The following is a 17,202-nucleotide window of genomic DNA, read 5'->3' as shown; positions in this document are numbered from 1 at the left end:
CACGTTACTGGCGGCGCGCTCCGGCGCCGCCGACGAGCCCGGCGGCGCCCGGGAGGAGGTGCTGTTGTGAGTACCGTGAGCTTCGTGGCCGATCTGCAGCAGCGCGGCATCCGCCTCTACGCGAAGGCCGGCCAGCTGGCGGCCGACGCCGCACCCGGCATGCTGACGGCGGGCCTGATCGAGCAGATCCGCGACCGCAAGGCCGAGATCCTCGACCTGCTCGACTCGCTTGACGCGCAGGCGGCCCGCGCGCGCGACGTCGCCCCGCCCGAGGCGGCAGCCGATGCCGGTGATGGCGGCGACACGGCCGGCGACGGCCCGCTGTCGGACGGCCAGCAGCAGATGGTGCTGGCCAGCCGGCTCGCCCACCACGCGGCCTACCACCTGCCGGCCCTGTTCGCGATCGACGGCGCGCTCGACACGGACGCGCTCGCGCACGCCTTCGCGGCCGTGCTGCGGCACCACGAGGCGCTGCGCACGCGCTTCGTCGAGGCGGATGGGCAATGGCTGGCGCGCGTCGACGCGGCGGACGCGTTCTCGCTGCCGGTGACGCGCATGAGCGAGCTGGACGCGCTCGCCTTCGCGCGCGGCGAGGCCGACCGCCGCTTCGATCTGGCCGCCGAATGGCCGTGCCGTGTGCGCCTGCTGCGCACCGGCCACGCGCGCCATCTGCTGGTAATCGTGCTGCATCACGTCTGCTGCGACGGCGTCTCGGTGGGCCTGCTGATGCAGGAGATCGCCGCCGGTTACGCGGCGGCCCGCGCGAAGGCCGTTACGTCCGTTACGTCCGTTACGTCCGGCCTGTCCGCCCGAACCGGCAACCACGGCAGCCATGGCGACGGCACGGGCCGGGGCTCGGCGCCGGCCCGCCGCTTCGCCGATTTCGTGCGCTGGCAGCAGCGGCGCCTCGGCTCGCGCGAGCAGCGCGCGGCGCGCGACTACTGGCGCGAGCGCTTCGCGCGGCCCGCGCCCGCGCTCGCGCTGCCGGCCGACCGGCCCGGCTCGGCCGAACAGCCGGCCGCCACGCTGCGCCTGGCGCTGCCGGCCGCGCTGCGCGAGACGCTCGACGCACATGCGCGGCAACACCGGCTCACGCGCTTCACGCTGCTGGTGGCGGGCTTCGCCGCGCTGCTCAGCCGCTACGCCGGCGAGGAGGACGTGGTGATCGGCACGCCGATCGCGAACCGCACCCACGCCGAATGGCAGGCCCTCGTCGGCTTCGTCGCCAACACCGTGGCGCTGCGCTTCGACTGCGCGCTCGACCGGCCGATCGGCCAGTTCCTGGAGGCGGCGTCGAGCACCGTGCGCGATGCGCTGATCCACGCCGAGCTGCCGTTCGAACAGGTGCTGCGCGCGATCGACCGGCCGGCCGGCGCGCCGTTGTTCCAGGCGATGTTCGCGATGCAGCCGGCCTCGGCCGCCTCGTTCGCGCTCGACGCGCTGGCGGTCGCCGCGCTGCCGCTCGCGCCGTCGCAGACCAAGTTCGACCTGACGCTGCTGGTGGAGGATGACGGCGACGACGCCGAACTGGCCTTCGAATACCGTGCCGACCGCTTCGACGGCGGCTGGATCGCCGACCTCGCGCGCCGCTACCTGCTGCTGCTGGAGCGACTCGTGGCCGATGCTTCGGCATCGCCCGAACGGCCGCTCGGCCAGCTCGATCCGAGCGAGGCCGCCGACTTCGCGCGCCTCGCGCGCGGATGGCGCGACAACACGGTCGAGCGGCCGCCCGTGCCGGTCCACGCGCTGGTCGCCGCCGCCGCCGCGCGCACGCCGCAGGCGCTGGCGATCGTCGCGCCCGGCGGCAGCCTGCGCTACGGCGAACTCGACGCGCTCGCGAACCGCTACGCGCGTGCGCTGATAGCCGCCGGCGTGGCACCGGGCGACCGCGTGGGCGTCTGCCTGCCGCCCTCGGCACGCCTGGTCGCCGTGGTGCTCGCGATCGGCATGGCAGGCGCCGCCTACATTCCGATGGACCCGGCCTACCCGGCCGAGCGCCTGCAGGCGATGGTCGACGACGCGCGACCCACGCTCGCGATCGTCGAGCCGCCCGCGCCGGTGCTCGGCGGCACCACCGTGCTCGCGCTCGAGCAGCTGCACGCGCAGGCGGCCGCGCAGCCGGCGCACGCGCCCGAACTCGCGCTCGCGCCCGGTGCCGACCCGATGGCGCTGCCGCTCTACGTAATCTTCACCTCGGGCTCGACCGGCCGCCCCAAGGGCGCCGTCGTCACACAGCGCAACTTCGTCAACCTGCTGCACTGGTACGCCGACACCTTCGGCTTCCACGCGTACACCCGCGTGCTGCTGCTGAGCGCGCTCAGCTTCGACCTGACCCAGAAGAACCTGTTCGCGCCGCTGCTGCACGGCGGCACGCTCATCATCAAGAGCCGCGCCGATTTCGATGCGCCGAGCGTGGTGGCCGACATCGCGCGGCAGCGCGTGAGCGTGGTCAACTGCACGCCGAGCATGTTCTACGCGATCGTCGAGGCGGACGCGGCCAACGGCTGGCGTGGCATCGAGACCCTGCGCCACGCGTTCCTCGGCGGCGAGCCGATCTCGCTCGGGCCGCTCGACGACTGGCTGCGCGAGGCGCCGCAGCGCACCGAGATTGTCAACACCTACGGGCCGACGGAATGCTCGGACGTCTGCGCCTACAAGCGCCTGCCCACGTCGCTCGACCACTGGCCGGCCGTGGTGCCGATCGGCGCGGCCCTGCCCGGCTTCAAGCTGGTGGCCGTCGACGAACACGACCGGCCGGTGCCCGACGGCATGGCGGGCGAGCTGCTGGTGGGCGGCATCGGCGTCGGCGACGGCTACGTGGGCCGCCCCGAGCTGAACGCCGAGCGCTTCTTCGTGCCCGCGTTCGCCGCGCCCGGCGAGCGCTTCTATCGCACCGGCGACCGGGTGCGGCGGCGCCCCGACGGCGATTTCGTGTTCCTCGGCCGCCGCGACCTGCAGACCAAGCTGCGCGGCTTTCGCATCGAGCTGGGCGAGATCGAGGCCGTGCTCGAGGCACAGCCGGGCGTGGCGCGCGCCGCCGCCAGCGTGAGGCGCGGCGAGGCCGGCGACGAGCGGCTGCTCGCGTTCGTCGTCGCCGAGCCGGGCGCCGCTACCGGCCTGGACGCCGCGCGCCTGCTCGGCGCCGTGCGCGGCCGGCTGCCGGCCTTCGCGGTGCCGCAGGCGATCGTGCCGCTCGCGGCGCTGCCGCTCACCCCGAGCGGCAAGCTCGACCGGCGCGCGCTGGCCGCGCTCGACGCCGGCACCCTGCCCACGGCCGACGCGCCGCCCCACGAGGCGCCGCAGGGCGCGCTGGAGGCCCGCATCGCCGAGGTCTGGCGCGAGCTGCTCGGCCTCGCGCGCGTGGGGCGTCACGACAGCTTCTTCGCACTCGGCGGCCACTCGCTGCTCGCCACGCGGGCCGTGACCCGGCTCGTGAACCATCACGGCCTCGCGCTCGACATCGGCGACGTATTCGAGGCACCGACCGTGCGCGAGCTGGCCGAACGGCTCGCGGCGCGCGGCGTCGCGGTGCCGGACGCCGGCCGCGAGGTGGCCGGCGAGGTGGCCGCGGAAGCCGCCGGCCGATTCGACGGCGCGCCGATCGCGCGCCGCGACGCGGCGGCCCCGTATCCGCTCTCGCCCGCGCAGCAGCGCATGGCGTTCCTCGCGCGCGTCGAGGGCAGCGCCTCGACCTACAACATGTCGATCGCGCTGAAGCTCGTGGGGCCGCTCGACGTGGCCGCGCTCGGGCGCGCGCTCGACGCGCTGGTGACGCGCCACCCTGTGCTGTCGGTCGCGTTCTCGGCGGACGGCGAACGCACCGTCCAGACGCCGTGCGCACCCGGGTTCGCCGCGCTGGCCGCGGTGCCGGTGGCGCCGGACGCGCTCGCCGCCACGGTTCGCGAACTGGCGAACCGGCCGTTCGACCTGGCGCGCGACACCACGCTGCGCGCCCATCTGCTCGCCACGGGCGCGGACCAGCACGTGCTGGTGCTGTCGATGCATCACATCGTCTGCGACGGCTGGTCGGCCGGCATCGTGCGAGACGAGCTGGGCCCGCTCTACGCGGCGGCACGCGCGGGCACGGACGCCGCGCTGCCGCCGCTGCCCGTCAGCTACTTCGACTACGCGCAATGGCACCGCGACTGGCTGTCCGGCGAGCGGCTCGCGCGGCTCGATGCCTACTGGACCAGCCAGCTCGCCGGGCTGCCCGAACTCTCGACGCTGCCCACCGACTACCGGCGCCCCGAGGTCGCGCTGCACGCGGGGCGAACCGAGCCGTTCGTGCTGCCCGACGCGCTTTCGGCCAGGCTCGCCGAGGTCGCGCGCGGGCACGGCGCGTCGCCCTTCATGCTCGCGCTGGCCGCGTTCCAGGCGCTCGTCGCACGGCTCACGCAACGCGCCGAGGTGGTGGTGGGCACGCCGGTGGCGAACCGGCTTCGCCCCGAACTCGAGGATCTGGTGGGGCTGTTCGTCAACACGCTGGTGATTCGCCAGCAGGTCGACGACACGCAACCGTTCAATGCGTTGCTCAATGCCACGCGACGCACGCTGCTCGATGCCTACGCGCACCAGGACATGCCGTTCGAGCGACTCGTCGAGCAACTGAAGCCGGCTCGCCACCTGGCCTACGCACCGCTGTTCCAGATCCTGTTCGTGATGGACACCGGCGCGCTCGACGGGCTCGACATGCCCGAGCTCGCCGTCGAGCGGATCGATGCGCTGCCCGGCTCGGCCAAGTACGACCTGAACATGCACCTGCTCGAGCGCGACGGCCGGCTGTCCGGCTATGTCGAATACGACACGGCGCTGTTTGCGCCGTCCACCATCCGGCGCCTGATCGAGATGTACCGCTTCGTGCTGGAACAGGTCACCGCCGCCCCGCACAGCCCGCTGCACGAGCTCGCGCTGCTCTCGCCAGCGCTCGCCGACGAACTCTCCGCACTGCCGGCGCGCGTCTCGCGCGCGCCGCGCGAAGCCACCATCGTCGAGCTGGTGCGGGCCAGCGCGGCGCGCTGGCCAGACCGGGCTGCCGTGATCGACGGCGACGCCTCGCTACCCTACGCCGGCCTGCTCGAGGCGGCCGAACGGCTGGCTGGCGCGCTGCTGGCCGAGAACGTACCGCGCGAGGCGCCGGTCGGCGTGCTGATGGGACGCTCGATGACCCGCGCGGTGGCGCTGCTCGGCACGCTCGTGGCCGGCTGCGCCTACGTGCCCCTCGATCCCGAATGGCCTGACGAGCGGATTCGCCAGATCCTGCACTCGGTCGGCATCACGGTACTGCTGGCCGAGGCCGGCCAACGCGCCGCGGCGCTCGGCTTCGCGGGCACCGTGATCGACCCGTGCGCGGCCTCGCGGCCCGCGCCGGGCGCGATGGGCGCGCGCCGCGATCCGGCTCCCGGCGATCTGGCCTACGTCATCACCACCTCGGGCTCGACCGGCACGCCCAAGAGCGTGATGGTGCCGCACCGCGGTGTCGCCCATGACCTCGTGTTCCTGGTCGAGTCGCGCGAGGTGCGGCCCGAGGATCGCGTGCTGCAGATCACGAACTTTAACTTCGATCCGTCGGTGCGCGACCTGTTCGGCGCCTGGGCCGCCGGCGCCGCCGCCGTGCTGCTGCCGCCCGAGGTCGCGCGCGATCCGGCCGCGTTGCTGACGCGGCTCGCGCGCGAGCGCATCAGCAAGGTGTTCAGCATCACGCCCACCCTGCTGCGCTCGATCCTGACGGTCGCCGAGACGCGCGGTGCGCCCGGCGAACTGCGGCTCGATACGCTGATGCCGTGCGGCGAGCGGCTGAGTGCCGAGGACTGCACGCGCGCCTGGGCCGTGTTCGGCGATGACCTGCGCATCGTCAACCAGTACGGGCCGACCGAGGCCACCATGACCTCGGCCAACCACCTCGTGACCCGCGGCGACCTGCGGCTGCCGCGCCTGCCAGTCGGGCTGCCGAATCCGAACACGCAGGTGCGGGTGCTCGACGCACATCGGCGCGAGGTGCCGATCGGCACGTTCGGCGAGGTTCATATCGACGGCATCGGCATCACGCGCGGCTATGCGAACGACACCGGGCGCACCGTCGAGGCATTCATCCCGAACCCGTTCGCGGCGAGCGCCGATGCTCACGGCCCGATCCTCTACCGCACCGGCGACATCGGCCGCCGGCTCGACGACGGCAGCATCGACCTGATGGGCCGCACCGACGCGCAGGTGAAGATCCGCGGCAACCGCGTCGAGCCCGGCGAGATCGAGGCCGCGCTGGGGCGCATGAGCGGCGTCGAGCACGCGGCCGTCAAGGTGTTCGAGGACGCCGACGGCCAGCCGCAACTGGCCGCCTACGTGGTGCTGGGCACGGCGCCGGACGACCCGGAGCGCGCGCTGCGCCGCCATCTCGAACGCGAGCTGCCGTCCTACATGGTGCCGGTCTCGCTGCAGGTGATCGACGCGATGCCGACCACCATCACCGGCAAGATCGACCGCCGCCGGCTGCCCGAGCCCGTGGTACGGACCGGCTCCCGCGAGGTCCGGCACCTGCCGGCCAGCACCACCGAGGCGGGCATCGCGCAGATCTGGGCACATGCGCTCGGCCATCACGAAATCGATACCCGGACCAGCTTCTTCGAGCTGGGCGGCAACTCGATGCAGTTGATCTCGGTACAAGCGGCACTGCTCGCACGCTTCGGCCGCGAGCTGCCGATCGTCGACCTGTTCCGCCATCCGACCGTCGAGTTGCTGGCCGCCTTCCTCGACGCGGGCGGCGGCATCGCCCCGCCCGGCGGCCAGCCAGGCGGCGCCGATCACGGCGCACGCGAACCGTTGCTGTCGGCCGCCGCGCGCCGCCGAATCGAACAGCGCAAACACCGCAACACCGGCGCCACCGCGCGCCGACAGGGGAGAAACGAACATGAATCATGAACTCGAGGGCATCGCGGTGGTCGGCATCGCCGGGCGCTTTCCCGGCGCGGCCGACGCGGACGCGCTCTGGCACAACGTGGTGGCGGGGCGCGAATCGATCCGGCGCTTCTCCGACGAGGAACTCGCGGCGGCCGGCGTGCCGCGCGAGTCGAGCGACGCGCCGCACTATGTGAAGGCACGGCCGCTGATCGACGACGTGAAGGGCTTCGACGCCGAGTGCTTCGGGATGACGACGCGCGAGGCCGAGATCACCGACCCGCAGCTGCGCCTGCTGATGGAGTGTGCGCACGAGGCGCTCGAACAGGCCGGCCACGTGCCCGGCGGCGACCTCACGGTGGGCGTCTACGCCGGCGTGCGGCTGAGCCGCTACCTCGAGGAGCACCTGCTGCCGAACCCCGACGTGGTCCGCTCGGTCGGCATCGAGTCGCTGCAAATGATCAACCGCAAGGACTCGGCCGCCACGCTGCTGTCATACCGGCTCGACCTGACCGGCCCGAGCATCAGTCTCAACACGGCCTGCTCGACCGGGCTGGTGGCCGTGCATCTCGGCTGCGGTGCGCTGCTGAACCATGAATGCGACATGGTGCTGGCCGGCTCGGCGGCGATACCCGCGTTCGATCCAGAGGGCTATCTGCACACGCCGGGCGGCATCCTCTCGCCGGACGGCCACTGCCGGCCGTTCGACCAGGCCGCGAAGGGCACGCTCGACGGCGCCGGGGTGGGCGTGGTCGCGCTGATGCGACTCGAGGATGCCGTCGAACGCGGCGTGCCGGTGCTGGCCGTGATCCGCGGCACCTCGGTGAACAATGACGGCGCGATCAAGATCGGCTACACGGCGCCGAGCGTGGACGGCCAGGCACGCGTGATCGCCGAGGCGATGGCCACCGCCGGCGTCAGCGCCGAAACGATCGGCTACGTCGAGACGCACGGCACCGCCACGCCGCTCGGCGACCCAATCGAGATCGCCGCGCTGACCCGGGCGTTCCGGCTCGACACCGATCGCATCGGCTTCTGCGGCATCTCCTCGCTGAAGAGCAATATCGGCCATGTCGGCGCGGCCGCCGGCATCGCCGGGCTCATCAAGGCCGTGCAGGCGGTGCGCCACGGCGTGCTGCCGCCAAGCCTGAACTTCGAGGCACCCAACCCGGAGCTGCGGCTCGCCGACAGCCCGTTCTACGTGATCCGCGACGCGCGCCCGTGGCCCGCCGACCGGCTGCCGCGCCGCGCCAGCGTCAGTTCGTTCGGCATCGGCGGCACCAACGCGCACCTGATCCTCGAACAGGCACCGGACGCCGCCGCGGCACCGCAGGCCGACGCCGGCACGCCGCGCGCGCGCCTGCTGCCGTTCAGCGCGACCTCGGAGGCGGGCCTCGCCGACTATGCGCGGCGCCTGGCCGAGGTCTGGCGCGCCACGGCGCCGCCCTCGCTCGACGCCGCGGCGCGCACGCTGCAGCACCAGCGCCGCGCGCGGCGCCATCGCGGCTTCGTGGTGGCCGCCGACGCCGCCGAGGCGGTGCGCGAGTTCGAGCGGCTGGCCGCCCGCGCCGCGCCGGCGGTGCCGGCCGAAGGCGCCCACCGGCCCGCGTCCGGCGCGCCGTCGGTGGTACTGCAATTCACAGGCCAGGGCGCGCAGAAACGCGGCATGGGCATGCTGGCGGCGAGCCGGCAGCCGCACCTCGCGGCCCGGCTCGACGAGGCCGCGCGCTGGCTGCGCGAGGACCACGGCATCGAGCTGGCCGCGCTCGTCGCCGACGGCCACGACCCGCGCTCGGGCCTGCGCCTGGACACCACCGCCGGCGCCCAGCCCGCGCTGTTCGCGCTCGAATGGGCGCTCGGCCGCTTCTGGCTCGACGCAGGCATCGTGCCGGCCGCGCTGGTGGGCCACAGCCTCGGCGAGCTGGTGGCCGCCACGCTCGCCAACGTGACGAGCCTGCGCGACGCGCTGCGGCTCGTGGTGGCGCGCGGGGCAGCGATGCAGCAGGCGCCGGCCGGCGCGATGCTGGCCGTGCCGCTCGGCGAGACCGCGCTCGCCACGCTGCTGGCCGCCAGCCCTGCCGAGGCGAAGACCTGCGTGATCTCCGCCGTCAACGGCCCGGCCGCCTGCGCGGTGTCGGGCAGCCTCGCCGGCATTGCCGCGCTCGAGGCGCAACTGACCGCGCAACGCGTCGTCCACAAGCGGCTCGACACCTCGCACGCGTTCCATTCGCCGCTGATGGAGCCGGTGCTCGAACGCTTCCGCGCAGCCTTCGACGGCATCGCGCTGCGCGCGCCGGCGCTGCCGATCCATTCGACCGTCACCGGCCGCCGGCTGACCGACGCCGAGGCGATCGACCCGGCCTACTGGGTCGGCCAGTTGCGCGCGCCGGTGCGCTACCAGCAGGCTTTGCAGGCCGCGCTCGCGGATCTGGCCGGCGCGGCCGCCGTGGTGCTCGAACTCGGCCCCAGCCGCACCCTGACGAGCGCCGCGCGCGGCTTCGTCGAAGCACGCCATACGGTGCTGCCGAGTCTCGGCGGCGCGCCCGACGACGAGGCACGCGCCCTTCTGCAGGCGTTCGGGCAACTCTGGTGCCTCGACGTCCGGCTCGACTGGCGCGTGCTCGACGCCGCCGCCAGCGCCCCGCTCGCGCCGCTGCCGACCATGCCGTTCACGCGCCGGCGCGCCTGGATCGAGCGTGTCGTGCCGGCCGCCGCGCCTGCCACGGCGGCACCGCTCGCGCCGTCCGGCCCGCTCACCCCGGCCGCAGCCGCTACGCCGGCCCCGGCCGACGCGGCCGAGCCCGTTCCCGCTTCCGCTTCCGTTCAACCCACCGATGAAGGACTGCCCATGGCCTCTCCAGAAGAAGACGGCACCGCCGCGCTGCACGAACAACTGACCGCGATCTGGCGCGACGCGCTCGGCGATCGCCCGATCGGGCCCGACGACAGCTTCTTCGACCTCGGCGGAAACTCGCTGCTGGCGCTGCAGGTCGTCGGCCGCATCAATCAGTCGTTCGGCGTGGCGATCAACCCGTCCGACATGCTGAGGCGGCCCACCGTCGCGGAGCTGTCCGACGTGATCACCGGCAAGCTGCTCGGCAAGACCGACGACGCCGATCTGGACGCGCTGCTCAACGAGATGTCGCAACTGTCGGACGACGACGTGCGCGAACTGCTGAAGCAAACTTGAACGGCCCCCCATGACCGCGAACCGAAGGCCGCGCGACTCGTGGCCCGAGCGAGGAACCCTGCCATGACCAACCTGCACGAACGCGTCAATCAGTTGAGCGATGCGCAGAAAGCCGCGCTGAAGGCGCGGCTCGAACAGAAGCGAACGATCCGGCCGGCCGGCCGGCCGCTCGACTTCGGCCTGCTGTTTTTTTCGTCCGACGGCTCCGGCGGGACGGCCGGAAAATACGACCTGCTGATGGACGCGGCGCGGCTTGCCGACGCCGAGGGCTTCAGCGCGATCTGGACGCCCGAGCGCCATTTCCAGACCTTCGGCGGGCTCTATCCCAACCCGGCCGTGCTGGCCGCCGCGCTCGCCATGGTCACGCGCCGCATCCAGTTGCGCGCCGGCAGCGTGGTGGTGCCGCTGCACGATCCGGTACGCGTGGCCGAGGAATGGGCGATCGTCGACAACCTGTCGGGCGGGCGCGTGGCGTTGTCGTTCGCGAGTGGCTGGCACCGCGACGATTTCGCATTCCGTCCCGACGCGTTCGAGACGCGGCGCGAGACGCTGGAGCCCGCGATCGACACCATCCGCCGGCTGTGGGCCGGCGAACCCCTCACGCTGGCCGGCGTGGGCGGCAAGCCCACCGAGATCCGCACGTTCCCGCGCCCGGTCCAGCCGGCCTTCTCGTTCTGGCTCACGGGGGCCTCGCGCGAGACCTGGAGCCGCGCCGCGCGGCTCGGCGCCAACGTGCTGTGCCTGATGGGGCCATCGCTGGCCGACCTGCGCGAGAAGATCAAGCTGTACCGCGAGGAGCGGCTCGCGGCCGGGTTCGACCCGGCCGGCGGCAAGATCACCGTGACGCTGCACACCTTCATCGACGACGATCTGGCCGCGGTCAAGCGGCAGGTGCGCGCGCCGCTGACCGACTATCTGGAAGATTACGTGCGCCAGTTCCGCAGCCTGATGCCGGCAGAGGAAGTCGCGCGGCTGGAGGGCGCGAAGGAGTCGATCCTCGATTTCGCGTTCGAGCGCTACTTCAATTTCAGCTCGCTGCTCGGCGATCGCGCCAAGTGCATCGAGATGCTGAACCAGCTCACCGAGGCCGGCGTGGACGAGGTGGCCTGTCTGGTCGACTTCGGCCTGTCCGCCGACACCGTGATGGCCGGCTTGCGCAAGCTTGCCGCGCTGCGCCGCGAATTCGCCGACGCGCAGGCGCAGGCATCGCCGGCCGCCGCCGCGCCGGTCGCCTGAGCGCGCCCCGAGCCGCACTCGCCCGGCGCGCCCCCCGTCAACCCGTACCCGCTCCCGAACATGAACACTGACCGATTCGCCGATTTGTCCGCCGAGAAGAAAGCCCTGCTGCTGCAACGCCTGACCGCCATGAAACGCGAGACGGCCGCCGCCCCGGCCGCGCTGCGCGAGGCCCTCACGCCCCACCTGTCGGTCGACCGCCGCCCGCTGCTGTCGCTCTACGCGGCGGGCGAACTCGAACCGGTGGACGCGGTGGCCGTCGGCTGCCTGTCGGACCGCCTGCTGCGGCAGAATCCGCAGCTCGACACGCACCACTTCACGCACGCGCTCTGCCACGACCTGCCGATCTTCGCGAACGTGCGCACGCTCGCGGCCGGGCGCATCGCCTCGGTGATCCTGCCGCGCTTCTACTCGCAGATCTATCTCGATCAGTCCGACATCGTCCGTCTGGTTCGCCAGTGCCAGTCGCTCGCGAAGGTACTCGGCGCGCGCATGGTATCGCTGACCGGGCTGATCCCGTCGGCCACCGACTATGGCCGCGCGGTGCCCGAGGACGACACGCTGCCCCCCGTCACCACCGGCCACGCCACCACCACCTCGGCCGTGGTGCTGTCGGTGCGGCGGCTGCTGGCCACCGCCGGCCGCCGCCTCGAGGACGAGACGCTGGCCTTCATCGGCCTGGGCTCGATCGGCTCGTCGACGCTGCGCCTGCTGCTGAGCGTGCTGCCCCACCCGCGCCGGCTGATCCTCTGCGACATCTACCAGAAGCGCGAATACGTCGAGCGGCTGATGCAGGAAGTGCGCGACGAGCTGGGCTTTCGCGGCGAGCTGTCGTTCCACCACGAAAGCCGGGGCGTGGCGCCGCAAGCCTACGAGGCCACGCTGATCGTCGGCGCCACCAACGCGCCCGACGTCGTCGAGGTGAGCCGGCTGCGGCCCGGCACGCTGATCGTCGACGATTCGGACCCGCACTGCTTCAACCCAGAGCAGGCGATCGCGCGGCTCGAGGCGCACGGCGACATCCTGTTCTCGGAAGGCGGCGCGCTGGCCGCGCCGGCGCCGTTCGAGCACCTCGCCTACATCCCGACCGAATTCGCGCGGCAACTGCCGGTGGACACCACGCCGGGCACCGAGCGGCGCATCACCGGCTGCGTGCTGTCGAGCCTGCTCTCGGCGGCGCGACAGTATCCGTCCACGCGCGGCGACGTGAAACTGGCCGACGCGCTCGCACACTACCGTGGACTCTGCGACGACGGTTTCGACGCCGCGCCGCTGCACTGCGGCCACTACGCGATCGCGCAGGAGCGCGTGGACGCCTTCGTCGCCAACCACGGCGCGCACGCGCTGAAGCTGGCCTGACGCCGCGGCCCATGTCGTCGATCCCGCCCATGCCGCCCCCGCCCGCCGCGCCGCCGCTGGCACATCTTCCCGAGCACCCGTCGTTCGCCGCCGTGCCGGCCTATGCGCCGGCGGAAATCGTGGTGGAGATCGCGCGTACCACCGACGGCACGCCGCATATCCACGCGCACGACTTCGAGTCGCTTGGCTACGGCCACGGCTACGTGGTGGCCGACGATCACGCGGCCGTGCTGCTCGCGCACCTCGTCACGCTGCTGGGCGAGCGCAGCCGCCACTATGGCCGCGACGAAACACCCGGCGACAACGCCAACCTCGACAGCGACCTCGGCTACCGCGCGCTCGACTACGGCGGCCAGGCCGCCGGCGCCCTGGCGAGAATGTCGCGCCACGCCAACGCGCTGATCGACGGCTTCGCGGCCGGCTTCAACCGGCGCGTGAGCGAACTCGTCGAGGCCGGCGAACCGCTCGCGCTGGTGCCTTGCGGCACGCCGCGCGTGCTGCAGCGAAACGACATCGCCGCGCTGCTGCTCGCGCTGGCCGACGAGGCGAGCGGCCGGCGCTTCGTGCAGGCGCTCGCGCTGGCGCAACCACCGGCGCGGACTGCGGCGCCCGACGCGCATGGCAAGGCCGCGGCCGGCGCCGACGACGCCAGCCGCGCCGACCCGTCCTGGTCGGCCCACACCGATCTGCCGCTCGGCAGCAACGCCTGGGCCATCGGCGACGAGGCTGCAGCCGGCGGTGCGAGCGTGCTGCTCGCCAATCCGCACTTCGGCTTCAACGACGGCTTGCGCCTCTACCAGGTGCATCTGACGATCCCCGGCGCGCTCGACGTGGCCGGCGTATCGATCCTCGGCTGCCCAACCGTCAATCTCGGCTTCAACGCGTCGCTGGCCTGGACGCACACGGTGTCGTCCGCCGAGAGATTCGTGCTGCAGCGGCTGCGGCTCGTGCCGGGCGACCCGACCGTCTACTTCTGGGACGGCCGGCCCGAGCCGATGCAACAGCGCCGCGTCGCGATCGAGATCCGCGGCGAGGCACGGCCCCACGAGCGCGATCTCTGGCAAACGCGCCACGGTCCGCTGCTCAGCGTGCCGGGACTCGCCGAATGGAATCCCGAGTGGGTGTTCTGCCTAGGCAATGCGAACGCCGGCAACGCCGATGTGCTCGACCACTGGCTCGCGATCGGCGCCGCGCGCTCGCTCGACGAACTGGAGCAGAGCTTCGCGCAGTGGGCCGGCACGAGCTGGGTGAACCTGCTCGCGATCGACGCAGCCGGGCAGGCCTGCTACGTCGACGGCAGCAACGTGCCCGAACTCGACGCGGCGACGCTCGCGGCGCTGGCCGGCGACCACCCGCTCGCGCAAGCGCGCAGGCGCCACGGCCTCGTCGTGCTGCCCGGCGACGATCCGCGCCATGCGCTCTCGCCGCGCCGCCCGCGTGCCGTAGGGCAGCGCCCGGCGCGTCGCACGCGCGGCGTGCTCGCCAACTTCAACAACCCGTACCAGCGCATCGATTGCGACGCCGCGTTGCCCGCGCACCATCCGCTGTTCGGTGCGTTCGACGCGCCGCTCACGCCGCGCGCGCGGCATGGCCTGCGGCTCACGTGCGAACTCGTGCGGCCGATCGGGGTCGCCGCGCTCGCGCGCCTGACACTCGACAACCACGTGCCGATAAGCGACCTGCTGCTCGACGACCTGCTCACGCTCGGCGCGGCCTGTCGCGAGCCGGTGGCCACGAGCGGCGGCACGCGGGTCGATCTCGCGCCCGCGCTCGCGATCTTGCGCGCGTGGCGTCGCGAGGACGCGCTCGACGCGCCTGGCGCACCGCTGTTTCGCGAATTCGCGCAGGCATGGCTCGCGGGCGCGCACGGCTACGCGCACGACTTCGATCCCGCCGCGCCGCTCGACACGCCGCGCGGCCTGCCGTACTGGCGGGGCAGCGGCCCGGCGCCGGCGCTCGTCGCGCTGGCCACGGCCGTCGAGCAGCTCGCGGCGGCCGGCTTCCCGCCCAACGCCACGCTGCGCGACCTCCAGTTCCGGCTGCGCGCCGACGGCACGCGCGCACCGCTTGACGGCGGCCCGAACCTGACCGGCGCGCTCAACGTCAGCCAGGTCGGCGCGCTCACGCCGCGCGAGCGGCTCGCCCAGTTCGTGCGCGGGCGCGTGCCGCTGCCCACCGGCCTCGCGCCGCACGGCTATGCCGTGAACTTCGGCACCACCTGGCTCGCCAGCATCGTGTTCGACGGCGGACGCCCGCTCGTGCATAGCGTGCTGCCGCAGGCGCAGCGCAGCCGGCCCGGCACCGCGTGGAGCGACGGCCGGCCGCCGCCGCCGCTCGGCACGCCGGCCAGCCACTTCGCGTTCGAGACCGCGCAGGTGCAGGCCGCCACGGTCACACGCTGCGAATTACGCGCGAGGGCCGCATCGGTTACCTTCGCCGCCAGCGCGGCCGACGCCCCCCGTCGCACCCCGCCCGCCCAACCCGTCCGCCCTCGCCCATGAACGATTTCTTCTCGATGTACCGCCACGGCTTCCTGCGTGTGGCCGTCGCCATCCCCCCCGTGGTCGTCGCCGATCCGGCCGCCAACCTCCAGGCGACGCTGCGCCTCGCGCGCAACGCCGCCGGGCGTGGCGCGCTGGTGACGATCCTGCCCGAACTCGGCCTGTCGGCCTACACCAACGACGAGCTGTTCTTCCAGCGCGCGCTGCTCGACGGCGTGAAGCGGGCGATCGGCGAGCTGCGCGCCGCCTCGGCCGAGCTCCCCGGACTGATCGTGGCGGGCGCTCCGCTCGAATGGAGCGGCCGCCTCTACAACGCCGCAGTGGTGCTGCACCGCGGCCGGATCCTCGGCGTGGTACCGAAAAGCTACCTGCCGAACTATGGGGAGTTCTACGAGAAGCGCTACTTCGCTTCCGGACTCGGCGTGACGGGCGGCACGCTGCGTCTGGACGGCGCCGAGGTGCCGTTCGGCACCGACCTGCTGTTTCGCGCCGACGACTATCCGGAGCTCGTGCTCGGCGTGGAGATCTGCGAGGACCTCTGGGCGCCGGTGCCGCCGTCCACCTACGCGGCGCATGCGGGCGCGACCGTGATCGCGAACCTGTCGGCCAGCAACATCACCGTCGGCAAGTCCGAGTATCGCCGGCTGCACGTGCGCTCGCACAGCGCGCGCTGCCAGGCCGCCTACCTCTATTCGGCGGCCGGCTGCGGCGAATCCACCACCGACCTGGCCTGGGACGGCCACGCACTCGTCTGCGAAAGCGGCGAGATCCTGGCCGAAACCGAGCGCTTTGCCGACACCGCCCAACTGCTGGTGGCCGATCTCGACCTGCAGCGCATCATGCAGGAGCGCCTGCGCGTGCAGACCTTCGACGATTGCGCGCGCGCGCTCGGCGGCAGCGCGTTCCGCAACGTCGGCTTCGAGCTCGCTCCGCCGTGCGGCCCGAGCGGGCCGCTGCAGCGCCGCCTCGAACGCTTTCCGTTCGTGCCGGCCGACGTGGCGATGCTCGATGCGAACTGCGAGGAAACCATCATGATCCAGAGCCACGGGCTCGCCAAGCGGCTGCGCGCGACCGGGCTCGAGCAGGTCGTAATCGGCGTGTCGGGCGGGCTCGACTCCACCTATGCGCTGCTGGTCTGCGCCCTGACCATGGACCGGCTCGGCCTGGACCGCCGCAACATCCTCGCCTACACGCTGCCCGGCTACGCCACCAGCCGGCACACGCTCGACAATGCCTGGGCGCTGATGCACGCGCTCGGCGTGAGCGCGCGCGAGATCGACATCAAGCCGGTATCGGACCGCACGCTGGCAGACATCGGCCATCCGGCCGCACAGGGCGAGGCGCGCTACGACGTGACCTACGAGAACGTCCAGGCCGGCGCCCGCAGCGCCTACCTGTTTCGGCTCGCGAACGCGAATCGCGCCATCGTGATAGGCACTGGCGACCTGTCCGAGCTGGCGCTCGGCTGGTGCACCTATGGCGTCGGCGATCAGATGTCGCATTACAACGTGAACGGCTCCGTGCCGAAGACGCTGATCCAGCACATGGTGCGCTGGCTGGCGGACCGGCGGCGCTTCGGCGCCGATACTGCGGGTATCCTGCGGCGTATCGTCGAGACCGAGATCTCGCCGGAGCTCGTGCCAGGCAACACGAGCCAACCGAGCCAGTCGACCGAGCAGGCGATTGGCCCCTACGCGTTGCAGGATTTCAACCTCTACTACGTGACGCGCTATGGCTTCGGCCCCGCGAAGATCGCGTTCCTCGCATGGCATGCTTGGCACGACGCCGAGGCCGGCGACTGGCCGCCGCTGATGGACGTGCGTCCCGCCTACGATCTGGCCGCCATCAAACGCTGGCTCGGCGTGTTCGTGAAGCGTTTCTTCGAGGGCAGCCAGTTCAAGCGCTCCGCGCTGCCCAACGGCCCGAAGGTGGCCACCGGCAGCTCGCTGTCGCCGCGCGGCGACTGGCGCGCGCCGAGCGACTCGGTGGCGCGCGCGTGGCTCGACGAACTGACGCGCGCGGTGCCCG

Annotated in this window: 6 protein-coding genes; all 6 read left to right on the top strand. The window is 72.8% G+C overall.

All coding sequences use genetic code 11. The annotated features are described in order from the left end of the window. The first annotated feature begins 66 nt into the window (after positions 1-66). Entirely contained in the window at positions 67-6,912 is a 6,846-nt protein-coding gene (locus ACYP33_RS15735) for an amino acid adenylation domain-containing protein (RefSeq protein ID WP_459622760.1), read from the top strand. Further along, entirely contained in the window at positions 6,902-10,078 is a 3,177-nt protein-coding gene (locus tag ACYP33_RS15730; RefSeq protein WP_459622759.1) for a type I polyketide synthase, read from the top strand. Before ACYP33_RS15735 ends, ACYP33_RS15730 begins: the two co-directional genes overlap by 11 nt. A gap of 63 nt (positions 10,079-10,141) precedes the next feature. Continuing rightward, the gene (locus tag ACYP33_RS15725; RefSeq protein WP_459622758.1) at positions 10,142-11,314 is read left to right on the top strand and encodes a MupA/Atu3671 family FMN-dependent luciferase-like monooxygenase; all 1,173 of its coding nucleotides are present in this window, start codon (positions 10,142-10,144) and stop codon (positions 11,312-11,314) included. Between the two features lie 60 nt (positions 11,315-11,374). Then, positions 11,375-12,673 (top strand): amino acid adenylation protein, encoded by a 1,299-nt coding sequence (locus tag ACYP33_RS15720; RefSeq protein ID WP_459622757.1) that lies wholly within the window; start codon positions 11,375-11,377, stop codon positions 12,671-12,673. Between the two features lie 29 nt (positions 12,674-12,702). After that, positions 12,703-15,174: a penicillin acylase family protein gene (locus ACYP33_RS15715; RefSeq protein WP_459622756.1), complete on the top strand. Its 2,472-nt coding sequence runs from the start codon at positions 12,703-12,705 to the stop codon at positions 15,172-15,174. Beyond that, positions 15,171-17,202, top strand: a 2,032-nt coding sequence (locus ACYP33_RS15710) for an NAD(+) synthase (RefSeq protein WP_459622755.1), incomplete at its 3' end; no start/stop codon positions are given. The genes ACYP33_RS15715 and ACYP33_RS15710, both read left to right, overlap by 4 nt.

It is taken from the genome of Burkholderia sp. 3C, assembly GCF_054589155.1.
This window is presented reverse-complemented; position numbering and strand designations above follow the sequence as displayed.